The organism is Streptomyces albidicamelliae (assembly GCF_025642175.1).
GTDB lineage: Bacteria > Actinomycetota > Actinomycetes > Streptomycetales > Streptomycetaceae > Streptomyces > Streptomyces albidocamelliae.
Genome location: NZ_CP106795.1, coordinates 4,270,476 through 4,295,086, shown reverse-complemented (window position 1 = coordinate 4,295,086; position 24,611 = coordinate 4,270,476). Strand labels below are relative to the sequence as shown.

The 24,611-nt window shown below is 69.5% G+C and carries 21 protein-coding genes; 9 read left to right on the top strand and 12 right to left on the bottom strand.

The features are described from left to right. The 6 genes from gyrB to dnaA form a co-directional block, all read right to left on the bottom strand. The gene (gene gyrB / locus N8I86_RS19805) at positions 1–2,070 is read right to left on the bottom strand and encodes a DNA topoisomerase (ATP-hydrolyzing) subunit B (RefSeq protein ID WP_317633613.1); all 2,070 of its coding nucleotides are present in this window, start codon (positions 2,068–2,070) and stop codon (positions 1–3) included. A gap of 373 nt (positions 2,071–2,443) precedes the next feature. After that, the gene (locus N8I86_RS19800) at positions 2,444–3,013 is read right to left on the bottom strand and encodes a DciA family protein (protein WP_123437336.1); all 570 of its coding nucleotides are present in this window, start codon (positions 3,011–3,013) and stop codon (positions 2,444–2,446) included. Then, complete coding sequence (gene recF, locus N8I86_RS19795) at positions 3,010–4,131, bottom strand: DNA replication/repair protein RecF (RefSeq protein WP_263278346.1); 1,122 nt, start codon at positions 4,129–4,131, stop codon at positions 3,010–3,012. The genes N8I86_RS19800 and recF overlap by 4 nt, the downstream gene beginning before the upstream one ends. A 93-nt stretch (positions 4,132–4,224) precedes the next feature. Continuing rightward, a complete protein-coding gene (gnd, locus tag N8I86_RS19790) occupies positions 4,225–5,100 on the bottom strand; it encodes a phosphogluconate dehydrogenase (NAD(+)-dependent, decarboxylating) (protein ID WP_073887371.1) in 876 nt (291 codons plus the stop codon). A gap of 219 nt (positions 5,101–5,319) precedes the next feature. After that, positions 5,320–6,450 carry a DNA polymerase III subunit beta gene (dnaN, locus tag N8I86_RS19785; RefSeq protein WP_073887369.1) on the bottom strand — a complete coding sequence of 377 codons (1,131 nt, stop codon included), beginning with the start codon at positions 6,448–6,450 and terminating at the stop codon, positions 5,320–5,322. A 1,202-nt stretch (positions 6,451–7,652) separates the two neighbouring features. Continuing rightward, positions 7,653–9,674, bottom strand: a complete 2,022-nt coding sequence (dnaA, locus tag N8I86_RS19780) for a chromosomal replication initiator protein DnaA (protein ID WP_263278345.1) — start codon at positions 9,672–9,674, stop codon at positions 7,653–7,655. A gap of 398 nt (positions 9,675–10,072) precedes the next feature. Between dnaA and rpmH the strand changes: the two genes are divergently transcribed. The 9 genes from rpmH (at position 10,073) to N8I86_RS19735 (ending at position 17,082) form a co-directional block, all read left to right on the top strand. Beyond that, a complete protein-coding gene (gene rpmH, locus N8I86_RS19775) occupies positions 10,073–10,210 on the top strand; it encodes a 50S ribosomal protein L34 (RefSeq protein ID WP_003956500.1) in 138 nt (45 codons plus the stop codon). Positions 10,211–10,231: 21 nt separating this feature from the next. After that, entirely contained in the window at positions 10,232–10,603 is a 372-nt protein-coding gene (rnpA, locus tag N8I86_RS19770; protein WP_073887343.1) for a ribonuclease P protein component, read from the top strand. Next, a complete protein-coding gene (gene yidD / locus N8I86_RS19765; RefSeq protein ID WP_073887342.1) occupies positions 10,600–10,965 on the top strand; it encodes a membrane protein insertion efficiency factor YidD in 366 nt (121 codons plus the stop codon). Before rnpA ends, yidD begins: the two co-directional genes overlap by 4 nt. Positions 10,966–10,968: 3 nt before the next feature. Next, positions 10,969–12,237 (top strand): membrane protein insertase YidC, encoded by a 1,269-nt coding sequence (gene yidC, locus N8I86_RS19760; protein ID WP_263278344.1) that lies wholly within the window; start codon positions 10,969–10,971, stop codon positions 12,235–12,237. A 15-nt stretch (positions 12,238–12,252) separates the two neighbouring features. Beyond that, the gene (locus N8I86_RS19755; RefSeq protein WP_073887339.1) at positions 12,253–12,765 is read left to right on the top strand and encodes a Jag family protein; all 513 of its coding nucleotides are present in this window, start codon (positions 12,253–12,255) and stop codon (positions 12,763–12,765) included. 118 nt (positions 12,766–12,883) lie between these two features. After that, a complete protein-coding gene (gene rsmG / locus N8I86_RS19750; RefSeq protein ID WP_073887337.1) occupies positions 12,884–13,600 on the top strand; it encodes a 16S rRNA (guanine(527)-N(7))-methyltransferase RsmG in 717 nt (238 codons plus the stop codon). A 367-nt stretch (positions 13,601–13,967) separates the two neighbouring features. Further along, positions 13,968–15,041: a ParA family protein gene (locus N8I86_RS19745; RefSeq protein WP_073890251.1), complete on the top strand. Its 1,074-nt coding sequence runs from the start codon at positions 13,968–13,970 to the stop codon at positions 15,039–15,041. Beyond that, positions 15,038–16,138: a ParB/RepB/Spo0J family partition protein gene (locus tag N8I86_RS19740; protein WP_263278343.1), complete on the top strand. Its 1,101-nt coding sequence runs from the start codon at positions 15,038–15,040 to the stop codon at positions 16,136–16,138. Before N8I86_RS19745 ends, N8I86_RS19740 begins: the two co-directional genes overlap by 4 nt. A gap of 326 nt (positions 16,139–16,464) precedes the next feature. After that, positions 16,465–17,082 (top strand): GNAT family N-acetyltransferase, encoded by a 618-nt coding sequence (locus tag N8I86_RS19735; RefSeq protein ID WP_123437343.1) that lies wholly within the window; start codon positions 16,465–16,467, stop codon positions 17,080–17,082. 133 nt (positions 17,083–17,215) lie between these two features. On the opposite strand, the gene trxA is transcribed toward N8I86_RS19735, so the two are convergent. The 6 genes from trxA to murJ form a co-directional block, all read right to left on the bottom strand. After that, complete coding sequence (gene trxA / locus N8I86_RS19730) at positions 17,216–17,548, bottom strand: thioredoxin (protein ID WP_073887332.1); 333 nt, start codon at positions 17,546–17,548, stop codon at positions 17,216–17,218. Positions 17,549–17,596: 48 nt separating this feature from the next. After that, a complete protein-coding gene (trxB, locus tag N8I86_RS19725; protein WP_073887330.1) occupies positions 17,597–18,568 on the bottom strand; it encodes a thioredoxin-disulfide reductase in 972 nt (323 codons plus the stop codon). Between the two features lie 150 nt (positions 18,569–18,718). Further along, entirely contained in the window at positions 18,719–19,651 is a 933-nt protein-coding gene (locus tag N8I86_RS19720; RefSeq protein ID WP_263278342.1) for a hypothetical protein, read from the bottom strand. Continuing rightward, positions 19,648–20,373 (bottom strand): RNA polymerase sigma factor SigM, encoded by a 726-nt coding sequence (gene sigM / locus N8I86_RS19715; protein WP_263278341.1) that lies wholly within the window; start codon positions 20,371–20,373, stop codon positions 19,648–19,650. The genes N8I86_RS19720 and sigM overlap by 4 nt, the downstream gene beginning before the upstream one ends. Positions 20,374–20,394: 21 nt before the next feature. Next, complete coding sequence (locus tag N8I86_RS19710) at positions 20,395–22,098, bottom strand: protein kinase family protein (RefSeq protein WP_263278340.1); 1,704 nt, start codon at positions 22,096–22,098, stop codon at positions 20,395–20,397. A 118-nt stretch (positions 22,099–22,216) separates the two neighbouring features. Next, positions 22,217–24,580 (bottom strand): murein biosynthesis integral membrane protein MurJ, encoded by a 2,364-nt coding sequence (murJ, locus tag N8I86_RS19705; RefSeq protein WP_263278339.1) that lies wholly within the window; start codon positions 24,578–24,580, stop codon positions 22,217–22,219. Positions 24,581–24,611 lie beyond the last annotated feature (31 nt).

Sequence of the window (24,611 nt, the reverse complement as noted above, 5' to 3'; positions counted from 1 at the left end):
TCAGATGTCGAGGAAGCGGACGTCCTTGGCGTTGCGCTGGATGAACGCGCGTCGGGCCTCGACGTCCTCGCCCATCAGGACCGAGAACAGGTCGTCGGCCTGGGCGGCGTCGTCGAGCGTGACCTGGCCGAGGACGCGGTGCTCCTGGTCCATGGTGGTCACCCGCAGCTCCTCGGCGTTCATCTCGCCGAGACCCTTGAAGCGCTGGATCGAGTCCTCGCGGACGCGCTTGCCGCGCTGCCGCCCCATCTCGATCAGCGCGTCGCGCTCGCGGTCCGAGTACGCGTACTCCGTGTCGTCCCGGCCCCACTTGATCTTGTAGAGCGGCGGGCGGGAGAGGTACACGTGCCCGGCCTCGACCAGCGGCCGCATGAAGCGGAACAGGAAGGTCAGCAGCAGGGTGCTGATGTGCTGCCCGTCGACGTCGGCGTCCGCCATCAGGATGATCTTGTGATAGCGGAGCTTTTCGATGTCGAAGTCCTCGTGCACGCCGGTGCCGAAGGCGGAGATCAGCGCCTGGATCTCCTGGTTCTGCAGGATCTTGTCGATCCGGGCCTTCTCGACGTTGAGGATCTTGCCGCGGATCGGGAGGATCGCCTGGTACTGCGGGTTGCGGCCGGACTTGGCCGAGCCGCCGGCGGAGTCACCCTCGACGATGAAGATCTCGCACTTGGTGGGGTCGTTCGACTGGCAGTCGGACAGCTTGCCGGGCAGGGACGCCGACTCCAGCAGGCCCTTGCGGCGGGTCAGGTCGCGGGCCTTGCGGGCCGCCACGCGCGCGGTGGCCGCCTGGATGCCCTTGCGGATGATGTCGGCCGCCTCGACCGGGTTGCGGTCCAGCCAGTCGTTGAGGTGCTCGTAGACCGCGCGCTGCACGAAGGTCTTGGCCTCCGTGTTGCCCAGCTTGGTCTTGGTCTGCCCCTCGAACTGCGGCTCGCTCAGCTTGACCGAGATGATCGCGGTCAGACCCTCGCGAATGTCGTCACCCGTGAGGTTGTCGTCCTTCTCGCGCAGCAGCTTCTTGTCGCGCGCGTACTTGTTGATCAGCGACGTCAGCGCGGCGCGGAAACCCTCTTCGTGGGTACCGCCCTCGTGCGTGTGGATGATGTTGGCGAACGAGTACACGCCCTCGCTGTAGCCGCTGTTCCACTGCATCGCGACCTCGAGGGACAGGCTCTTGTCCTTGTCCTCCGCCTCCAGGTCGATGACGGTGGGGTGGACCGCCTCCCCCTTGCGGGAGTTGAGGTACTTCACGAAGTCGACGATGCCGCCCTCGTAGTGGTACGTGACGGTCTTGACCTCGTCCTTCTCGTCCGCACCCGCCTCGTCCGCCCCGGCGGTGGCCTTCGCCGACTCGCGCTCGTCGGTGAGCTTGATCGTCAGGCCCTTGTTGAGGAACGCCATCTCCTGGAAACGCCGCGACAGCGTCTCGAAGGAGTACTCGGTGGTCTCGAAGATCTCCGGGTCGGCCCAGAAGGTGACCGAGGTTCCCGTCTGCTCGATCGCCTCGTGCTTGGCCAGCGGCGCCGTGGGGACGCCCATCTTGTAGTCCTGGGTCCAGCGGTGGCCGTCGGTCCTGACCTCGACGGAGACCTTGGACGACAGGGCGTTCACGACGGACACGCCCACACCGTGCAGACCACCGGAGACCGCGTACCCGCCGCCGCCGAACTTGCCGCCCGCGTGCAGCACGGTGAGCACGACCTCGAGGGCCGGCTTGCCCTCCGAGGGCACGATGCCCACGGGGATGCCACGGCCGTTGTCGACGACGCGCACTCCGCCGTCGGCGAGGATCGTCACGTCGATGGTGTCCGCGTAACCGGCCAGCGCCTCGTCGACCGAGTTGTCGACGACCTCGTACACCAGGTGGTGCAGGCCGCGCTCGCCCGTGGAGCCGATGTACATGCCGGGCCGCTTGCGGACCGCGTCCAGCCCTTCGAGCACGGTGATGGCGCTGGCGTCGTAGGAGGCGGAGGCCGGGACCTCGCCGTTCACGCCGGCGTCGGTGGACGGGATGTTCTCGTTGGGGTTGCCGGAATCGGCCACGAAGCGCCCTTTCTGGCACAGCACGAGCCGGGCTCGTCGGCAGGTTGCCGGAGCGGCTGCGGCATGTTGCGTTGGTAAGCCTTGATCAGCGTTGCTCAGCTTTTCCCGGGCGGTCCCCACGTTGGGGCGGGATTGTCTTCCAGTCTACCGGTAGCGCTGACATCGATGGGGGTTTGCCGGTACCTGAGTCCCCATGTGCCGCCCTCAACCGGTCTCCACCGGGTCCCGATATGTGGATGGGGGCTCCAAGGGGCTCACAGCGGCTTTCAGCGCTTCGAGCCGTCAACCCTTGGCTACTGGCGGGTCAGATGGCCGTCACGGCGCGAACGGGTGGTGATCCACACCCGTGTACGCAGGTACGACGGCACACCCGCGGGACCGCTGGACGTGAGGTACGTCACCCGTACGTATCGCCCGGCCCGGTGCTCCCCGGCGCCCGCAGGGGGCCGTACCGGCGGGCCGGGCCGCCCGGATTGAGCACCTTGATCATCCGTACCGTGCCGTGCCCGAGGTCCTCGTTGAGCCGGGCCACCAGCGTGGGCGCGAGCACCCGCAGCTGGGTCGCCCAGGCCGTCGAGTCGCACTGCACCGTCAGCACGCGCTCGTCCTCGTCGTAGCGCTGCGGCACGCAGTGGTTCGCCAGGTCGGCGCCGACGATCTGCGGCCAGCGGCCCATCACCCCGCCGACCGCCGCCGGCGTCTCCCAGCCGCGCTCGGTCAGCAGCCGGTTGATCGCCGCGCCCAGCGCCATCGGGTCGCGGCCGTCGGCACGCGCCCCGGAGCGCAGGCCGCCGCCGCGCCGCGCCTGCTTCTTCTGCCGCGCCGCGTCCCCACGCGCGCGTGCCTGCTCCTTCGCGGCGCGCAACGCCACGCGCGCGAGGTCGACACCGGAGGGCTCGGTGCCGCCCGGCTGCTTCCCGCCGGAGCGGTCCTCGCCCGCGGCGGGCCCGGGTTCGCCGGTGCTCATACGCGTTCCACCGCCCCGTCGGCCACCGCGTACCGCGCCCCGGCCAGCACGTGCGGCACGTCGTCGTCCACCGCGGCGGTGACCAGCACCTGCTCGCCGGGCGCGACCAGTTCGGCCAGCCGCTCGCGTCGGCGGGCGTCCAGCTCGGCGAAGACGTCGTCGAGGATCAGCACCGGCTCGTTGCCCTCGGCACGCAACAGGTCGTACGAGGCGAGGCGCAGCGCCAGGGCGTAGGACCAGGACTCGCCGTGCGAGGCGTACCCCTTGGCGGGCAGCTGCCCGAGCTTGAGGAGCAGATCGTCGCGATGCGGGCCGACGAGGGTGACGCCCCGCTCGATCTCCTGCTTCCGTGCCTCCGCGAGGGCCTCCGTCAGCTGCGCGTACAGGTCCTCGCGCGTGTGCGCGTCGCCGGGCGCGGACGGCTTGTACTCCAGCGCGACCGGCCCGCCGCCGGGCGCCAGCTGCTCGTACGCCTTGTCGGCCAGCGGCTGCAGCGCGGCGATCAGGTCCAACCGCTGGGCGAGCAGCTCGGCACCCGCGCGCGCGAGGTGCTGGTCCCACACGTCGAGGGTGGACAGGTCCATGGAGCGGCCGCCGTGCCTGCGGGCCAGGGCCGCGGACTTCAGGAGCGTGTTGCGCTGCTTGAGCACCCGCTCATAGTCGGAGCGCACGCCCGCCATCCGGGGGGAGCGCGCGGTGATCAGCTCGTCGAGGAACCGCCGCCGCTCCCCGGGGTCCCCCTTGACCAGCGCGAGGTCCTCGGGGGCGAACAGCACGGTCCGGACGATGCCCAGCACGTCCCTCGGCCTGACCTGCGAAGACCGGTTGATGCGGGCGCGGTTGGCGCGGCCGGGGTTCAGTTCCAGCTCGACCAGCTGTTGCCGCTCGCCCTGCCGGACCTGCGCCCGGACGACCGCCCGCTCGGCGCCCATGCGCACCAGCGGCGCGTCGGAGGCGACCCGGTGGCTGCCCAGGGTCGCCAGATAGCCGACGGCCTCGACCAGGTTGGTCTTGCCCTGTCCGTTGGGGCCGACGAACGCGGTGACGCCCGGGTCGAGCGGGACCTCGGCCCGGACGTACGAGCGGAAGTCGGCCAGCGAAAGATGCGTGACGTGCATGGTCGTTCCGCCGGCCTTCCTCGGTGCGCTGTCGGACTGTGGATCACCGGGCTCGCGCGGGCGGCCCTGTGGATCTCCGGGTATCCCTGTGGACTACTTCTTCTCTACGGCGTGGCCGCCGAACTGGTTGCGCAGCGCGGCGATCATCTTCATCTGCGGCGAGTCCTCCTGACGCGAGGCGAACCGCGCGAACAGCGACGCGGTGATCGCCGGCAGCGGAACCGCGTTGTCGATCGCGGCTTCCACAGTCCAGCGTCCCTCACCCGAGTCCTGTGCATAACCGCGCAGGCCGTTCAGGTGCTCGTCCTCGTCGAGCGCGTTCACCGCGAGGTCGAGCAGCCAGGAGCGGATCACCGTGCCCTCCTGCCAGGAGCGGAAGACCTCGCGGACGTTCTCCACGGAGTCGACCTTCTCCAGCAGCTCCCAGCCCTCGGCGTAGGCCTGCATCATCGCGTACTCGATGCCGTTGTGGACCATCTTCGCGAAGTGGCCCGCGCCGACCTTGCCGGCGTGCACCGCGCCGAAGTCGCCCTCCGGCTTGAGCGCGTCGAAGACCGGCTGCACCTTGGCGACGTGCTCGGCGTCGCCGCCGTACATCAGCGCGTACCCGTTCTCCAGGCCCCAGACGCCGCCGGAGACGCCGCAGTCGACGAAACCTATGCCCTTGGCGGCCAGCTGCTCGGCGTGCCTCTCGTCGTCCGTCCAGCGGGAGTTGCCGCCGTCCACGACCACGTCGCCGGGCTCCAGCAGCTCGGCCAGCCGGTCGACCGTCGCCTGGGTCGGCTCGCCGGCCGGGACCATCACCCAGACCACGCGCGGGCCGCTGAGCTTGCCCACAAGCTCTTCCAGGCTGTGGACATCGGCGAGATCCGCGTTGCGGTCGTATCCGACGACGGTGTGGCCCGCGCGGCGGATCCGCTCGCGCATGTTGCCGCCCATCTTGCCGAGGCCGACGAGACCGAGCTCCATCAGTTGTGTTCCTTAGGTCGCTGTGTGGCGTACAGGCACCTGCGTGCCGAGCCGAGCCTAAACCCGGACGGTCACGCACAGTTGTGGGCGTACGCGCTCATGCGAGGACCACCTGACCTGGGGCTTTTCCACAGTCGGTGAACAACCCGCCTCGGCCCGGCCGCAGCGCCGGTCACCCACAGGGGGAGCCCGGCGCTGTGCACAGCTGTGGACGGACGATCAGCCGCTGAGCCGCACCGGCATGATCAGGTACTTGTACGCGTCGTCCGCCTCGGCGTCGAGCGCCGGCTTCCCGCTGAGCAGCGCGGGCTTGGTAGACGTCGTGAACGACAGCTGGGCCACCGGGGAGTCGATCGCGCTCAGACCGTCCAGCAGGAACGTCGGGTTGAAGGCGATCGAGATGTCGTCGCCCTCCAGCTGGGCGTCCACCCTTTCCACAGCCTGTGCGTCGTCGCTGGAGCCGGCCTCCAGGATCAGCACGCCCTGCTCGAAGCTCAGCCGCACCGGGGTGTTGCGCTCGGCGACCAGGGCCACACGCTTGACGGCCTCCACGAAGGGGGCGGTCTCGATCACGGCGACGGAGTTGAACTCGGTCGGGAACAGCGTGCGGTACTTCGGCAGGTCGCCTTCGAGCAGCCGCGTCGTCGTACGGCGGCCCGCGCCCTCGAAACCGATCAGGCCCTCGCCCGCGCCGGACCCGGACAGCGCCAGGATGACGCTGTCGCCGCTGGTCAGGGCCTTGGCGGTGTCCTGCAGCGTCTTGGCGGGCACCAGAGCGACCGCGGAGACGTCCGGGTTCTCCGGCTTCCACAGGAACTCGCGGACCGCGAAGCGGTAGCGGTCGGTGGAGGCCAGGGTGACCGTGTCGCCCTCGATCTCGATGCGCACACCGGTCAGCACCGGGAGCGTGTCGTCACGGCCGGCCGCGATGGCCACCTGGGACACGGCGGCGGCGAAGACCTCGCCCGGGACGGTGCCCGTCGCGTTCGGCATCTGCGGCAGCGCCGGGTACTCCTCCACAGGCAGGGTGTGGAGGGTGAAGCGCGAGGAGCCGCAGACCACGGTCGCCCGTACACCGTCTGTGGAGATCTCCACCGGGCGGTTGGGGAGGGCGCGGGAGATGTCGGCGAGCAGGCGGCCGGAGACCAGGACCGTGCCGTCCTCCTCGACCTCGGCCTCGACGCTCACCTTCGCGGAGACCTCGTAGTCGAAGCTCGACAGGCTCAGCTGGCCGTCCTCGGCCTTCAGCAGCAGGCCGGCGAGGACAGGCGCCGGCGGACGGGCCGGGAGGCTGCGTGCTGCCCACGCCACTGCCTCCGCGAGTACGTCGCGTTCCACCCGGATCTTCACCGTAAGCCGCCTCCTGCTGTTGCTACTGAGTCCTCCGACTCGGTGTCACCGCCCACTGCGGAGGGAAGGACACCGGGGACCAGTCTGACGCACCGCACTGACAGTAGGTGCCTGTCGGGGTCAAGTCGCTCCGAGGGGCAGCCGGGCTCGAGACGGCGAGTTGTGCACAGGCCCCGCTTCGAAACGGTTTCCCAGCTATCTCTAGTCGGGAGTAGTAGTAGGGCCTGTGGATACCGTGGATAACCCCGTTTTCCCAGCTCAGGGCCCAAATTTTGTCCACTGCCCCTGTGGGCGGAGCCGGTGGACAACCCGGGGTCTCTGTGGAGAACAGGAAGTTCTGCACACACCGCCCACAGATCGAGGGCAGTTCTCCCCAGCTGCGTCCCCAGGTTTACCCACGTTTCCCACACCCCAACCCGGCACCTTCGTGTGACGCCTTTCACTCGACGTGGTGAGAGGGGGCGGCGGGTTGCCGAACAGTGGACAGCCATGTGGAGAAGCCGCCCTTCGCTGGGGACAACCGCCCCCAGCCTGTGGGTTGCCCGTGGACAACTTCATGCACAGCCTGTGGATCCCCGCTTCGTCCACAGGTTGTGGAGATCGTTCGTCCACGATTCCACAGGCACCTGAGCTGGGCGGACGCCCGGTGGACAGGCTCCCTGTGGACGCAGTTCGGGACAACTCCGCAGTCCCCAGTATGTGGACGGAAGAAAGTCGCCCAATCTGTGGAGGGTGGCCGTAACCAGGCAGTTAATCGAACACCGGGTTGCGGTCCGGGGACGCCCCGCGGCCCACGAGATGCCCTTCCTCGGCCGCCTGGCACCGGTCGAGGGCGGTCGGATCGTGACGGTGCGTGGTCGTCGCCGCGGCTCCGGGCGGGCGGCTCGGCGCCGTGTGGACACAGGAGGACACCGGGGGGCGCCGCTGGGCGCGGGAGGTCGGCGGCTTCGCATGGGCCGGCTGTGCTGCGTGTGCGGCCCTGTGCGGCTGTAAGACTCTGCGCCTGGGCGGCACAGGGGGCGGGCAGGCGCGGGGCCGCCGGCTCCCACCGGGCCGCGGCGACCGGAGACGGCCCCCGGTGCGGCCCGCTCACGCGGAAGGGCGCCCCGGGACGTGTGTCCGCGGAGCGCCCTCGCTGTTCGTCAATGTCGTCGGCGTAGGTGTCGTCGCCCGGCCGGTGCGGGCTGCCGCCCGTGCGGCCGTCAGCCGTTCTTGATGCGGTTCGTCAGCTCGGTGACCTGGTTGTAGATGGAGCGCCGCTCGGCCATCAGCGCGCGGATCTTGCGATCGGCGTGCATGACGGTCGTGTGGTCGCGGCCGCCGAACTGCGCGCCGATCTTCGGCAGCGACAGATCGGTCAGCTCACGGCACAGGTACATGGCGATCTGCCGGGCGGTGACCAGCGCGCGCCCGCGCGAGGTGCCGCACAGGTCCTCCACCGTCAGCCCGAAGTAGTCGGCGGTGGCCGCCATGATGGCCGGGGCCGTGATCTCCGGCGCGCTGTCCTCACCGCCGGGGATGAGGTCCTTGAGCACGATCTCGGTCAGGCCCAGGTCCACCGGCTGCCGGTTGAGCGACGCGAACGCCGTCACCCGGATCAGCGCGCCCTCCAGCTCGCGGATGTTTCGCGAGATCCGGGAGGCGATGAACTCCAGCACCTCCGGCGGGGCGTTGAGCTGCTCCTGCACCGCCTTCTTCCGGAGGATCGCGATGCGCGTCTCCAGTTCGGGCGGCTGCACATCGGTGATCAGGCCCCACTCGAAACGGTTTCGCAGCCGGTCCTCCAGCGTGACCAGCTGCTTGGGCGGCCGGTCGGAGGACAGCACGATCTGCTTGTTGGCGTTGTGGAGCGTGTTGAAGGTGTGGAAGAACTCCTCCTGCGTCGACTCCTTGTCCGCGAGGAACTGGATGTCGTCGACGAGCAGGATGTCCATCTCGCGGTAGCGCTTGCGGAAGCTGTCGCCCTTGCCGTCGCGGATGGAGTTGATGAACTCGTTGGTGAACTCCTCCGAGCTGACGTAGCGCACCCGCGTGCCCGGGTAGAGGCTGCGCGCGTAGTGCCCGATGGCGTGCAGCAGGTGCGTCTTGCCGAGCCCCGACTCCCCGTAGATGAACAGGGGGTTGTAGGCCTTCGCGGGCGCCTCGGCCACCGCGACCGCCGCCGCGTGCGCGAACCGGTTGGACGCGCCGATGACGAACGTGTCGAACAGGTACTTCGGGTTCAGCCGCGCGGTCGGCTCACCCGGGCCGCTCGCCGGCGCGGGCTGCGCCCCCAGTGGGCCGGGAGCACCGGTCGCGCTCCCGTCCGTCCGGCCGTGGCCCCCGCGGTGCGCGGGGCCGCCGCCCGACTGCTGGTCGGGCAGCTCCCGGCGGACGGGGTCGCGCTGGTCGTACTCGGCCCGGGGCGGCTCGTACTCGGGTCGCCCCGAGTCGTAGTCCGGGCGGGAAGGCTCGTACTCCGCGCGCGGGTTGTCGTAGTCGCGAGGACCGTCGTACTCACCACGGGGTTTGTCGTAGTCGCCGCGCGACTGCTGCTCGTACGAGGGGCGGTCCGGGCCCTTCGGGCGGTAGTCCTGGGACGGCGAGCCGTAGGAGTCGGACCTGGAGCCGTAGGAGTCGTGGCCGGAGCCGTAGGAGTCCTGGGAGGACGGCGAGGCGTACGGGTCGCGCTCGGGGAAACCGAGTCGCGGCTGCTGCCAGCCGTACTCGTCCTGACCGGGCCGCGGCCAGGCGCCGGGCTCGGGGCGCTGGTACTCGGAAGGGTAGGCGGGCCGGGCCGTCGGGAGCTGGTCGCGGTCGCCGCGGGGCGGCGGCTCGCCGCCCGGCATCTTGTCGCCGGCGCGGTGGCGGCCGTAGCCCTCGTACGGTCCGGACGGCAGCTCCGGCTCCTCGTAGCGCGGCTTCGGCGCCTGCTGCACGGGGGGCGCGGCCGGAGCCGGAGGCTCGCCCGCGGAGTCGTCCACGGTGATGGCGATACGGATGGGGCGGCCGCACTCGCGGCTCAGGGTCTCGCTGACGATCGGTGCGAGACGGCCCTCCAGTACGTTCTTCGCGAATTCGTTCGGTACGGCGAGCAGGGCGGTGTCCGCGACCAGCGCCAGCGGCTGGCAGCGGCGGATCCAGTGCTCGTCCTTCACCTCGACGCCCTGCCCCCGGCCCTCGCCCAGGAGCTGCTCGAGTACTCGTGGCCACACTGCGGCAAGATCGGCAGGTACGTCAGCCACAGGGCACGCTCTCTCACAGGTCCCACGAACGTGTGGTTCGCGGACGGGTCGGGATGGAATCCGGGTGGACGGGCGGGGGCAATACCGCTCGGGCGGGGATAAGGGAACGAATCGGAGTTCAGCCACGGTAGTCAGCGCGGCGGGTAGGGTTCAAGTTGTTGTCCCCAGCCTGTGGACAGTGTCTCCCGGTGACCCCTGGTTTGACCGGATGGCGTAGCCGCGCGTACCGTAACCAGGTCGAGTTGTCGATGGCTGCTGCCGCCTGCCTCCGATGGGCACAGATCGCTACCAGGTGATCGGGAAGCGGTGCACTCGGGCGTGACGCGAGCTACTCGTGGGCGCACGGTGACAGCCAGGACGGCACCCCGCCACTACCGATTCTTTTCTGGAGCCCCCGAGTGAGCAAGCGCACCTTCCAGCCGAACAACCGTCGTCGCGCGAAGACCCACGGCTTCCGGCTGCGTATGCGCACCCGTGCCGGCCGCGCGATTCTCGCGTCCCGCCGTAGCAAGGGTCGCGCCCGCCTGTCCGCCTGATTCCGATCAGGTCATGACGTCGTGCTGCCCACCGAGAACCGGCTGAGGCGGCGCGAGGACTTCGCGACCGCGGTACGACGAGGTCGCCGGGCTGGTCGCCCGACCCTCGTCGTCCACCTTCGTAGCGGTGCCACGGACCCGCACGCGCCTGGGGAGAGCGCTCCCCCGACGCGTGCGGGTTTCGTCGTGAGCAAGGCCGTGGGTGGAGCGGTCGTGCGCAACAAAGTGAAGCGCAGACTGCGCCATCTGATGCGTGACCGAGTCGCCCTGTTTGCCCCCGGTAGCCTGGTAGTCGTACGAGCGCTGCCCGGAGCGGGTGACGCAGACCACGCACAGCTGGCCCGAGACCTGGACGCCGCCGTCGAGCGGCTACTGGGAGGGGGCGCGCGATGAAGTACCCACTACTGGCCCTGATCAAGCTGTACCAGTGGACGATCAGTCCACTGCTCGGGCCGGTGTGCAAGTACTACCCGTCGTGCTCCCACTACGGCTTTACGGCCATCGACCGGCACGGTGCGATCAAGGGAACGGCACTCACCGCCTGGCGCATCCTCCGGTGCAATCCGTGGTCGCTCGGCGGTGTGGACCATGTCCCCCCGCGCAAGCGTCCCCGGTGGCACGAAATGCTGCGCAACGCTTGGCGCGCACGCACGGGCGGGCCCTCCGCCGCCGAGCCGGCCACCGAAGAGAAGCTCTCCCCCGAGCTTCCTCCGGGCCCGGCCGCAGAGACCTCGTCCCATGCCCAAGGAGCATGATTAGTGGACACGATTGCCAGCCTGTTCAGCTTCATCACGACACCTGTCTCATGGGTCATCGTCCAGTTCCACGCGGTGTACGGCGCCATCTTCGGCCCCGACACCGGGTGGGCCTGGGGCCTGTCGATCGTGTCCCTGGTGATCCTGATCCGCATCTGCCTGATCCCGCTCTTCGTGAAGCAGATCAAGGCGACCCGGGCCATGCAGACGCTCCAGCCCGAGATGAAGAAGATCCAGGAGCGCTACAAGAACGACAAGCAGCGTCAGTCCGAAGAGATGATGAAGCTGTACAAGGAGTCGGGTACCAACCCGCTCTCCTCGTGCCTTCCCATCCTGGCGCAGTCGCCGTTCTTCTTCGCCCTGTACCACGTGCTCAACGGCATCGCGTCGGGCCAGACCATCGGCGTCATCAACGAGTCGCTGCTGGAGAGTGCCCGTAAGGCGCACATCTTCGGCGCCCCGCTCGCGGCGAAGTTCAAGGACAGCGCCGATACGATCCACGCCCTCGGCGCCTCGGTCACCGACGTGCGCGTCGTGACCGTGATCATGATCGTCCTGATGTCGGCGTCGCAGTTCTACACGCAGCGCCAGCTGATGACGAAGAACGTCGACACGACGGTGAAGACGCCGTTCATGCAGCAGCAGAAGATGCTGATGTACGTCTTCCCCATCATGTTCGCCGTCTTCGGTATCAACTTCCCGGTCGGTGTCCTCGTCTACTGGCTGACCACCAACGTGTGGACCATGGGCCAGCAGATGTACGTCATCCACAACAACCCCACCCCGGGTTCCAAGGCTCAGGCCGCCTACCTGGAGCGTCTGACCAAGCACGTCACGCACCACGGCAAGGTCAGCCGCCGCAGCGAGAAGACCATCGTCAAGGCGATCGTCGCCAAGGGCCGCGACCGCAACGAGGCCGAGCGCAAGTTCATCAACTCGCTGACCAAGGCCGGGCTCGCCGCCCAGCCCGACGGCAGCGTGGAGAAGAGCTCGGCCCAGGCCGCGATGGAGACCGAGGACGGTACGGCCACCACGACGGCCACCGCCGCACGGCGCCAGCAGCCCAAGCGCCAGTCCAAGTCCCAGCGCCAGGCCGGTACGGCCAAGCAGGCCGACGACGCCCTCTCGCTGGAGAAGTCCGACGCGCCACAGGACGCCAAGCCCGCCGCTGCCCAGCAGTCGCAGAAGCCCGGCTCCGGCACCCGCAGCAAGGCCCAGTCCGGCCAGCGCAAGGGTGGCCCGCAGCGGCCCAAGTCCCCGTCCAAGAAGTAAGAAGGAGCCCATCCCGTGACGGAAGGCACCACCTCCGCCGCTGCCGAGGGTGCAGACACCCTCTCCCGCCTGGAGCAGGAGGGTGAGATCGCGGCGGACTACCTGGAGGGTCTGCTGGACATCGCCGACCTCGACGGCGACATCGACATGGACGTCGAGGCCGATCGCGCCTCCGTGTCGATCATCAGCGACAGTGGCAGCCGCGACCTGCAGAAGCTGGTCGGCCGGGACGGTGAGGTGCTGGAGGCCCTGCAGGAGCTGACACGCCTGGCCGTGCACCGGGAGACCGGCGACCGCAGCCGGCTCATGCTGGACGTCGCGGGCTACCGGGCCAAGAAGCGCACCGAGCTCTCCGAGCTCGGCGCCAAGGCCGCCGCCGATGTGAAGAACACCGGCGAGCCGGTGAAGCTCGAGCCGATGACCCCGTTCGAGCGCAAGGTCGTGCACGACGCGGTCAAGGCGGCGGGTCTGCGCAGCGAGTCGGAGGGCGAGGAGCCGCAGCGCTTCGTCGTCGTGCTTCCCGCCTGATCGGCACCCCACGTTCCACCGGCCCCGTCTGTTGAGCAGACGGGGCCGAACTTTGTCAGCCTGGTAGTTCTGGTGGCCGGTGCGTGAAGCACCGGCGCTGTACGGAAGGACGGTCCCCGTGACGGAGGCAGCGGAGCTTCCCCCCGTGCCCGAAGAGGCGCGGGAAGTGTTCGGTGAGCGCTTCGCCGACGCGGTCCGCTACGCGGAACTGCTCGCCGAGGCGGGCGTGCAGCGTGGCCTGATCGGTCCGCGGGAGGTGCCCCGCCTCTGGGAGCGACACCTGCTCAACTGCGCGGTGCTCTCCGAGGCGGTTCCGGAGGGAGTGACGGTCTGCGACGTCGGATCCGGCGCCGGGCTGCCGGGCATCCCGCTGGCCCTGGTCCGGGACGACCTGAACATCACCCTGCTGGAGCCCCTGCTGCGGCGCACCAACTTCCTCACCGAGGTCGTCGAACTGCTGGGCCTGGACCATGTCACGGTGGTCCGCGGCCGTGCCGAGGAGGTCCTCGGAAAGCTGCCGCCGGTCCATGTGGTGACCGCTCGGGCCGTCGCCCCGCTGGATCGCCTGGCCACCTGGGGCATCCCGCTGCTGCGCCCGTACGGCGAGATGCTCGCGCTGAAGGGCGACACCGCCGAGGAGGAGCTGAAGGCCGCGGCCACGGCGCTCAGCAAGCTCGGCGCGGTGGAGACCTCCATCCTGCACGTGGGCGAGGGAGTGGTGGACCCGCTGTCCACCGTCGTGCGCGTCGAGGTCGGGGAGAGCCCCGGTGGTGTGCGGTTCGCGGCGAAGCGGGCGAAGGCGGCCAGGACGGGCCGGGCGCGCAGGCGCCGCTGAGCAAGGCCGTTTGTGTCCGGTACGTGGCGACCCTCACGTACCGGGCGTACTAATGAGCCGTGTTGATGCGTCCTGGGAACGAGACGTACTCCACACAAGCTGCCGAACCTACGCAGGACGGAGTGTCGCGAGGGTCCGGTCGCGGGGGCTGTGCATCGTGTTTCACGTGAAACGTCGCTCACTGTTGCACGGCATCATCAGCCGCGGTCGGGCTGCGGCCGAACCGCGTGACCGCAAGCCTCTCGGTTCTTTGGGAGAAGACACCCCCGCCGCAGGCGATCCTTCCCCCTCACGGGGGGCGGAGCTGTCCACAGAGGTGGATTTCTCCACAGAAGACCAGGCCTCACTGGTTCACGACCCCGAAGACATGGGAGGCTCTGTTCATTGCGAGCCTGAAGTCGAGGAGAGTGAATCCTTGCGGTCCGACGCCAACATCGCGGGACCGATGACCGATCCGGTCCCCGGTCCCCGTACCGAGTCGATGGGAGCGGATGTTTCACGTGAAACACCGCCCCCGATGGACGACACTCCCATCGGTCGTGCTGCCCAACTGGCGGTAGAGGCTCTTGGCCGCGCGGGCGAAGGCCTGCCGCGACCGGAGCAGACCCGAGTCATCGTGGTCGCCAACCAGAAGGGCGGCGTGGGCAAGACGACGACGACCGTCAACCTTGCCGCTTCGCTGGCTCTGCATGGCGGCCGTGTCCTGGTGATCGACCTCGATCCGCAGGGCAACGCCTCCACGGCCCTCGGGATCGACCACCACGCCGAAGTTCCCTCGATCTACGACGTCTTGGTGGACAGCAGGCCGCTCGCCGAGGTCGTCCAGCCGGTCCCGGACGTGGAAGGCCTCTTCTGCGCCCCCGCCACCATCGATCTCGCGGGTGCGGAGATCGAGTTGGTGTCGCTGGTGGCCCGGGAAAGCCGGCTGGAGCGCGCGATCCAGGCGTACGAGCAGCCGTTGGACTACATCCTGATCGACTGCCCGCCCTCGCTGGGTCTGCTGACGGTCAACGCGTTGGTCGCCGGGCAGGAAGTCCTCATCCCGATCCAGTGCGAGTACTACGCGCTGGAGGGTCTCGGCCAGCTGCTGCGCAATGTCGACCTGGTGCGAGGTCACCTCAACCCCACCTTGCATGTGTCGACCATCCTGCTCACCATGTACGACGGCCGGACGCGACTCGCCTCACAGGTCGCGGACGAGGTGCGTACCCACTTCGGTGACGAGGTGTTGCGGACGAGCATCCCCCGCTCGGTCCGGATCTCCGAGGCGCCGAGCTACGGGCAGACGGTGCTGACCTACGATCCTGGATCGAGTGGTGCGCTGTCCTATCTTGAGGCGGCCCGAGAAATTGCGCTGAAGGGCGTCGGTGTCAGCTATGACGCTGGCCAGGCCCACATCGGCGCTCAGAACGACCCGAGCATGGTGGAGGGGATCCAGTGAGCGATCGACGGAGGGGGCTGGGCCGTGGACTCGGCGCACTGATCCCCGCTGCCCCGACTGAGAAGACGCCGCCCCCGGCCGCCATGGGGGGTGGAGCATCCTCTTCTCCCGCATCCGTGCCGGTACTGACGACCGACCGCGGTGTGGCCGCGGCGAAGGTGGCCACGCTGCCGCCGGTCGTCCAGGAGGCCGAGGAGTTCCCGGCGAGCCCGGTGGCGGAGACACCCGAGCCGCCGGTCGGTGCGCACTTCGCGGAGATCCCGCTCGACGCCATCACGCCGAACCCGCGTCAGCCGCGTGAGGTCTTCGACGAGGACGCTCTGCACGAGCTGGTGACCTCCATCCAGGAGGTCGGTCTCCTGCAGCCCGTCGTCGTACGGCAGCTCGGTCCCGCCCGCTATGAGCTGATCATGGGCGAGCGGCGCTGGAGGGCCTGCCGTGAGGCCGGCCTGGAGGCCATCCCGGCCATCGTCCGGGCCACGGACGACGAGAAGCTCCTCCTGGACGCGCTGCTGGAGAACCTGCACCGCGCGCAGCTGAACCCGATCGAAGAGGCGGCTGCCTACGATCAGCTGCTGAAGGACTTCAACTGCACGCACGACCAGCTGGCCGACCGGATCGGACGGTCCCGTCCTCAGGTCTCCAACACCCTGCGTCTGCTCAAGCTCTCTCCGACCGTCCAGCGGAGGGTGGCCGCGGGCGTCCTCTCGGCCGGCCACGCCCGGGCACTGCTGTCCGTCGAGGACTCGGAGGAGCAGGACCGCCTGGCGAACCGCATCGTGGCCGAGGGGCTGTCCGTGCGGTCCGTGGAAGAGATCGTGACGCTGATGGGCTCGCGGCCCCAGCGAGCCACGCGTGCCAAGGGCCCCCGGGCCGGCTCCGTCCCTTCCCCGGCGCTGAACGAGCTGGCCACCCGCCTCTCCGACCGGTTCGAGACGCGGGTGAAGGTCGAGCTGGGCCAGAAGAAGGGCAAGATCACCGTGGAGTTCGCCTCCCCGGACGACCTTGAGCGGATCCTCAGCACGCTCGCCCCCGGCGAGCGGCTGGCCCTCCAGAAGAGCCTCCGGGAGGACGCGCCCGAGGAGACAGAGGACTGATTCCTCGGGCGATCCGCCTGACAGCGCACAAGGGAGCGGGCCGTGTCCGGTGTGTACCGGAACACGGCCCGCTCTTTGCTTTGAGGCGGTATCGAGCGAATCGCATCGTGGATACGATGCGAACGGGTATGGCGCATCCACCGGACAGCAACTGCACCTCGGAGTGGGGAGTCGGGGGCCATGCGATCGATGTACCGCACCGGACTGGTGAGCGCGGGTCTGAGCCTGGGAGCGGTCGGCGGGTTCGTCGGCAGCCTGCTCAGGGAACGGAGCGCTCTGACAGCCGCTCTCGATGCGGCGGGTGAGGAAAGTGAGGAACAGCCTTCATGGGGCGTCGGCTCGTGCCGCTCACGCTGGACAACCTTCAGGACCTTCCCCAGCGCTGTCGCTCGTGCGTCTTCTGGGAGCTGGACCCTGTCAGCGGCGAGGCGGCGCTGAAGGCGGGAACCTCCGCATCCGAGAAGGAAGCCTGGATCTCCGCGGTCCTGCTGGAGTGGGGCTCATGCGGTCGCGTGGCCTACGTCGATGACGTCCCGGTGGGCTTCGTGCTCTACGCTCCGCCGGCCTATGTCCCGCGCTCGTCGGCCTTCCCCACGAGCCCGGTCTCGCCGGACGCCGTCCAACTGATGACGGCCTTCATCATGCCCGGCTATCAGGGCCAGGGGCTCGGCCGTGTGCTCGTGCAGACGGTCGCCAAAGATCTGCTGCGCCGGGGCTTCAAGGCCATCGAGGCTTTCGGGGACTCGCGCTGGAAGGAGCCGGCCTGCATGCTGCCGGCCGACCATCTTCTGGCCGTGGGCTTCAAGACCGTCCGCCAGCATCCGACGCATCCTCGGCTGAGGCTGGAGCTGCGGTCGACCCTCTCCTGGAAGGAAGACGTGGAGATGGCCCTCGACCGGCTCCTGGGCGCGGTGCAGAAGGAGCCGGCGCTGCGGCCGCTGTAGCCGGGCGGCTGGAGCGGCTGACGGCTGCGCAGGGCTTCCATGCGAATGGGCCAACCCTTCAGGGGTTGGCCCATTCGTGTTTCACGTGAAACATCTGCCGCCGGCCGGCGACGGCAGCGCTCCCGTCATCGACCTACTTGGTGATGAACTCTTCCAGGTCGCGGACGATCGCGGCCTTGGGCTTGGCGCCGACGATGGTCTTGGCGACCTCGCCACCCTGGTAGACGTTCAGAGTCGGGATGGACATGACGCCGTACTTGGCGGCCGTACCCGGGTTCTCGTCGATGTTGAGCTTGACGATCTCGATCTTGTCGCCGTACTCGGCCGCGATCGCCTCGAGGGACGGGGCGATCTGGCGGCACGGACCGCACCAGGCAGCCCAGAAGTCCACCAGGACGGGCTTCTCGTTCTTGAGGACGTCCTGCTCGAAGGAATCGTCGGTCACGTTCTTCAGAGTGCCGGCCACGGCGGGCTCCTTAGCTTGTTCGTGCGGTGAAGCGGGGGAAGAGGAAGGTCAGACTGCGGCGGTCTTCTCGGGCTCCGCCTTGTCCTCGTCCGCGAGGGCGGCGAGGAAGCGCTCGGCGTCCAGAGCGGCGGAGCAGCCGGTGCCGGCCGCGGTGATCGCCTGGCGGTACGTGTGGTCGACCACGTCACCGGCGCCGAAGACGCCGGCCAGGTTGGTGCGGGTGGAGGGGGAGGCGACCTTCAGGTAGCCCTCCTCATCCAGGTCCAGCTGCCCCTTGAAGAGCTCCGTGCGCGGGTCGTGGCCGATCGCGATGAACAGGCCGGTCACCGGCAGGTCGGACAGCTCGCCGGTCTTGACGTTGCGCAGCTTCAGGCCGGAGAGCTTCTGGTCGCCCTGGACCTCGGCGATCTCGCTGTCCCACACAAACTTGATCTTCGGGTCGGCGAAGGCGCGCTCCTGCATCGCCTTGGAGGCGCGCAGCGTGTCCCGGCGGTGGACGATCGTCACGGACTTGGCGAACCGCGAGAGGAAGGTGGCCTCCTCCATCGCGGTGTCGCCACCGCCGATCACGGCGATGTCCTGGTCCTTGAAGAAGAAGCCGTCGCAGGTGGCACACCAGGAGACACCGCGACCGGAGAGGGCGTCCTCGTTGGGGAGGCCGAGCTTGCGGTGCTGCGAGCCGGTGGTGACGATGACGGCCTTCGCCCGGTGGACCGTCCCAGCGGTGTCGGTCACGGTCTTGATCTCGCCCGTCAGGTCGACGGAGACGATGTCGTCCGGAATCAGCTCGGCGCCGAACCGCTCGGCCTGGGCGCGCATGTTGTCCATGAGGTCGGGGCCCATGATCCCCTCGCGGAAGCCCGGGAAGTTCTCGACCTCGGTGGTGTTCATCAGCGCGCCACCGGCGGTGACGGCACCCTCGAACACCAGGGGCTTCAGCGACGCGCGCGCGGTGTAGAGCGCCGCCGTGTAGCCGGCGGGCCCGGAGCCGATGATGATCACGTTACGGACGTCGCTCACGGCTTGATTCCTCGTCTCTGGTCTGCGTCAGTCGACCGGTGGGAGCCCCTTTCGGGACTCTCACACCACCCAACGGATCCTACGGGGCCCGCATTCCCGGTGTGTCCGGGCACACGCACCTCCCAGAGACTGACGAAACGCTCCGCCAGTTCACGACCCGGGGAAGGACTGCTTGAGGAGAACCTTGCCGACGGAGGCGGGCTGTTGACCGGCGCAGGCCGCGTCGACGACATAGGCCATGACACGCGCGCTGTCCTCGGCGTCACGGACCACGACCAGGTACGCGGCCTTCCCGTCGTACGTTCCCGTCTTGGCGCCCAGAACGGTGTCGCTCCGCCGGAGCGCCTGCCGTACGCAGTCGGGGACGGGGGCGTTGCTCTGGATCAGGGTGTTGGCGCTCTCGGTCGACCCCGGCGTGTTCTGCTTGGTGCCGAGGCTGCCGTCCGGGCTCTGGGTGCCGGTCCCCTGCCGCGTCTTCTTCCCGGCGAGGAGATCGGCGACCTGGCTCTGGACGCTGTTGCCGGAGAACGGCTCGGCGGAAGCGGTTGGGTGCCCGTGGGCCGTGTTGTCGGAGGAGTGGTCCTGGAAGGACTGCAGGACCAGTGAGCCGGCCCCCAGCACTGCCGCGGTGAGGACGGCACCCAGGGCTACGCGCCGGCGCCGCCGTCCGCGCTCACGGCCCTTGCGGCCCGGACCGGTCGCCGCCTGGGGGTGCCCTGCCGGGCGACCCGACGGGGCCGTTGTTTCACGTGAAACATGTCCCTCGTCCTCCGTGTGAGCCTCCGGGGCGGCACCGAAGAGCTCGGCGTCGCCCGTATCCGGGGTGGTGGCGCTGAGCAGTGCCTCGGCAGCGAGGGCGGCATCGATGCGCCCGGCGACATCGTCCGGCATGCGCTCGGCCCCGGCCGCGGAGCCCAGGAGCCCCCTGATCTCTTCCAACGACGCGTGGACGTCCGCACAGAGCTCGCACGAATCCAGGTGCCGTCGTATGTCCGAGCTGCGGTCCGGTGGAAGAAGACCTTCGGTGAGGTCGGAGATCTCCGCGACGTCCGGGTGCCCGGCCGTGTCTGTCGAGGAATTCACGCTCGCCCACCTCCGCCCTTCACTACGGCTGAATCGCTCGTGCCCTTATCCCCGGGGCCTCCGTTCGGATCCCCTGCTGCCGGTGGGACGGATGCCCCCGTCGCACGGTTCCGCCCCGGGCCGGATTCTTTTGCGCCCCCGGTGCCCTCGGGCCGTAGGTGGGTGAGCAGGGGGAGCAGCTTGGCCCTGCCTCGGGCGCAGCGGCTCTTCACGGTGCCCGTCGGCACATCGAGGATCCGGGCAGCCTCCGCCACGGGGTAGCCCTGCATGTCCACGAGCACCAGGGCGGCCCGCTGCTCATAGGGCAGGGTGCCGAGCGCTTCCACCAGCTGCCGCTGGACGTCGTTCCGCTCCGCCGGCGCCGAGGCCGACTCGTGCGGCTCCAGCAACTGTTCCAGCCGCTCGGTGTCGTCGACGGGAGCGGTCTTCCGGGTGGCGGCCTTACGGGCCCGGTCCAGGCAGGCGTTCACCGTGATCCGGTGCAGCCACGTCGTGACGGCCGACTGCCCCCGGAAGGTGTGAGCGGCCCGGTAGGCGGACACGAGGGCGTCCTGGACCGCGTCAGCGGCCTCCTCGCGGTCTCCCAGCGTCCTCAGGGCAACGGCCCAGAGCCGATCCCGATGCCGCCGCACGATCTCCCCGAAGGCATCGTGATCGCCCTCGACATGACGAGCGAGCAACTCCTCGTCCCGCACGCCGCCGTACCCGACACCTTCAGCCATGGGCCCCTCCCTGGGGGGAACCTAGCTGGTCACCTTGATATCGGCCACTCTGCCGCGCCAATTCCCGTCGTCCGCCTGCAGGGGCAGCTTGGTCAGCCACACCAGCAGGTAGCGGGACTTGAGGGACTTGCCGGGCTTGAGTTGCACGGTCGATCCCGACCCCTCGGCGACCTTGGAGTATTGGTTGAACGACGTCGGTTCGGATCCGGCGTCCGCACTCGCGCTGCGGAGTTCGACCGAGGTGTCGCCCACGAAGCTGACGGTCACCTTTCCGACCTCCTGGACCTTGCCGAGGTCGAGGATGACGCCCACGCCCGACTTCAGATTGCCGAACGCCGGGCTCAGGTAGAAGTCCGTCTGCCAGTACGTGGCCGTGCTGCCGTCGTAGACCTTCCCTATGTCACCCGGCTTCTCGGACTGGTCCTTGCCGAACGGGTCGAAGTCACGAGCGCTCTCGATGGCGATCGGCTTGCCGGACGTCGGCTTCTTCGCGCCCTTGTCGCCGCCGTCCTCGGTCTGGGTGTTGTTCGTGTCGGTCGGCTTGTCGCCGTGGTCCATCAGGGCGTCCGCCAGCTGCCAGCTGCCCAGGCCGAGGGCGGCGATGAGGAGGGCGGAGACCGCCCACTTCAGTGCCTTGCCGGTGCGGCTCTGCAGGGGAGGCGGCGGGGTCGTGAGGGGCTGGGTGGCCCCGGGGTGCGGCGCGGGGCGGCCGTAGGTGCCCTGCTGGTAGGTCGTGCGCTGGTACTCCGGCGGTGCGCTGAACGTCGGCTCCGGCGGGCGGATGCGGGGCATCTCGCCGATCGCCTTGACCAGCTCCTCCGGCGTGGTGCACGCGGCCTCGTGACGCGAGGCGGTGGCACCGTCGTTCACCAGAGCACGCATGGCCAGCTCGGACAGACCGCGGTGGACGCCGGCGCGCACCTGGTCGGGTGCGATGAGCCCGATGTCCTTGGGGAGGCCGGACATGCCGTAGGCGTCGTTCTCGTACGGCCAGCGCTGGGTGAGCGCCGCGTACAGCAGGGCGCCGATCGCCTCGGTGTCGGCCCGCTGCGGGGTTTCGGAGCTGATGCCGCGCAGCGCGGCGTTCACCGCGAGGCCGCGGATGCGCCACTGGCCGCTGGAGGTGCGCAGCACGGCGTTCGGGTTGAGCCGCAGATGGGCCAGGCCCTCACGGTGGGCGGCAGCCATCGCCGAGGCGATCTGACTGACCATCTGGTAGGCGTCGTGCGGCTCCAGCGGGCCGGCCGCCAGGAGCGGGGTCAGCTCGGTGGCGTCGGGCAGCCACTCGTGCACGACGTAGACGAGGTCGTTCTCCTCGACCGCGTCGAGGACCTGGACGAAGCGGGGATCACCCAGCAGCGCCGAGGAACGGGCCGCGGCGAGGACCGAGCGGGCCCGCACATGATCCGCCGGAAGGATGTGGACGCCGACGGCACGACGGAGCTTCTCGTCGACCGCGCGCCAACTGCTGAATCCGTCCAGTCGGGTGACGCACTCCTCCAGCCGGTACCGTCTGGCGAGTTTGTGACCGCTGTGCAGTTCGGGCGGGGACGTCTTCTGCCCGGGACCCTCGATACCGCCGCTCCCCTGCGCCTCGTCGCCGTCCTTGTCCCGCTCCGGGTTCTTGGCCACCCCGTCGGCCGTGGACTGCTCCGCCTTGGCGGTCAGCGGCTGATCACCGCTGTTGTCTGCCACGTCGACGGCAGCCGTGCTCCGTTCCGCCACCGTCGTCCCTGCCTCCCCATCCGTTGCACGCTGTCCGACGCCGAACCCAATTGTGCCCACAGTCCGCCGCTATGCACGACACACGGCGGCGGACGATGGTTGTGCGCCTACCCCCGCCTCAGCGCCCCAGACGCCCGCGAACCATACCCACGAGCGAGTTGAGCTCCTCGATGCGCATACGCCGGGCGGCGACGAAGAAGACGCCGAGCAGCACGGCGCCGCCCACGACCAGGGCGGCGAAGGAACCCACCACGCCGTGACCCAGTGTGTTCCCGATGCCGTAGCAGGTCGCGCCGCTGAGCAGGGCCGCGGGCACCGAGGCGATGCCCAGCCGCGCGTACGTGCGCAGCACCCGGGCCCCGTCCAGGTCGCCGCCCAGCCGCTTGCGCAGCCGCCGCCAGGCGATGCCCACACCGATCGCGTAGGCCAGGCCGTACGCGGCGGCCATTCCGGCGACCGCCCAGCGGGCCGGCAGCAGGAAGTAGCAGAGCGCGGAGGCGCCCGCGTTGACCGCCGCCACGATCACGGTGTTGTAGAACGGCGTGCGGGTGTCTTCGTAGGCGTAGAAGGCGCGCAGGACGACGTACTGGACCGAATAGGGGATCAGGCCGAGGGCGAAGGCCATCAGCATGTACCCCATGTTGACGGCCGAGCTCGTACCCGCCGAGCCGAAGATCAGCGTGCACATCGGGATGCCGAGCGCGAGGAAGCCGAAGGCGATGGGCACGATGGCGACCGCGGTGGTGCGCAGGCCCTGGGAGATGTCGTCGCGGACCGCACCGGCGTCGTCCTCGGCGGCCGAACGGGAGATCCGCGGCAGGAGGGCGGCCATCAGGGACACCGTGATGATGGCCTGCGGCAGGCCCCAGATCAGCTGGGCGTTGGCGTAGGCGGCGAAGCCGGTGCCCTTGACGCCCGAGTCCTTGCCGGCGGCCGTGGACAGCTGGGTGACGACCATGGCGCCCGCCTGGTTGGCGAGGACGAACAGGATGGTCCACTTGGCGAGCATCGCGGCCTTGCCGAGGCCGTGGCCCTTCCAGTCGAACCGCAGCCGGATCCGGAAGCCGGTCTCGCGCAGGTAGGGGATCATCGCCAGGGCCTGCACGACCAGACCGAGCAGCACGCCGACACCGAGCAGTCGCTGCCCCTCCGGCGGGATGCTGGTGACGTCCATGTGGGAGTTGGCGGCACTGCCGTAGACCCAGATGAACGCGCCCAGCGAGATGATGATGACGATGTTGTTGAGGACCGGAGTCCACATCATCGCGCCGAACTTCCCGCGCGCGTTGAGGATCTGACCCATCACCACATGGATGCCCATGAAGAAGATCGAGGGCAGGAAGTAGCGGGTGAAGGTGACCGCCACGTCGTTGGCGGCCGTGTTGTTCGCGATGGGTTGCGACAGCAGTCGCACGAGGAGCGGTGCGGCAAACATCGCGAGGCCGGTGAGCGCGGCCAGGGCCACCATGACGAGGGTCAGCAGACGGTTGGCGAACGCCTCGCCGCCGTCCTCGTCCTCCTTCATGGACCGCACGAGCTGCGGCACGAAGACGGAGTTCAGACCGCCGCCCACGGTGAGGATGTAGATCATCGTGGGCAGCTGGTAGGCCACCTGGAAGGAGTCGGCGAGGAAGCCGAGTCCCAGGGCCGCGGCGATCAGCGCGGAGCGGATGAAGCCGGTGAGGCGGGAGACCATCGTGCCCGCCGCCATCACGGCACTGGACTTCAGCAGCCCGGCGGCCTTGCCGCCCTTCTTGGCGGGAGCGGCCGGGGCCGCGGGAGCCGCCGGCGCCTCGGCCACGACCGCGCCGGCCGGATCCGGGGCCGCGCTGGGCGCGGGCACCGGCGGCTGCGGCGCATTCCCGGCGAACGGCGCCGCCGGGTACGAGGCCCCGGTGTACGAGCCGCCCGGCTGCTGGCCCTGCCCGTACGGAGAGGGGTACGGTCCCGCGCCCCCCTGGGCGTAGCCCGGCGCCGGGGCAGGCCCCGGGACGCCCGGCTGGTCCATGGGCGGGTGTCCGCCGCCCTGCTGCTGGTCCTTGAAGAGATGCGCGAAGGCGTCCGGCTCGTGGTACTCCTCGCCGGAGTGCGACACCAGGTCGTCCACGCCCACGAACTGCGTCGTGCGCGGGTCGTCACCGAAGGGCATGGTGTTCGCGCCCTCCGGCTCGGGTGCCGGTGTCTGAGCCCACACACGGGGGTCGGGGGCGTACGGCGTCTGGGCGGGCGGGGCGTACAGCGGCTGCTGCTGCTCGTAGCTGCCCGGGGGCGGCGGCGGGTGCGCGGCGCGGTCGTAGAGCGCCTCGGCGACCGGGTCCTGCGCGGTCAGGTCGTGCGCCCGGTAGGGATCCTGGTCGTAGGTGTCCTGGAGATACATGTCCCCCGCGTGCTGCGGCGGCACCTGGCCGGGCTCTGGCGGCGTCTCGGGGTAGCCCGAGCCGGCCGCGCCCTGGCCGCGTTCACCGTCGTACGGCGCGTTCATGCTTACCCCACCTCATCGTCCCGGGCCCACC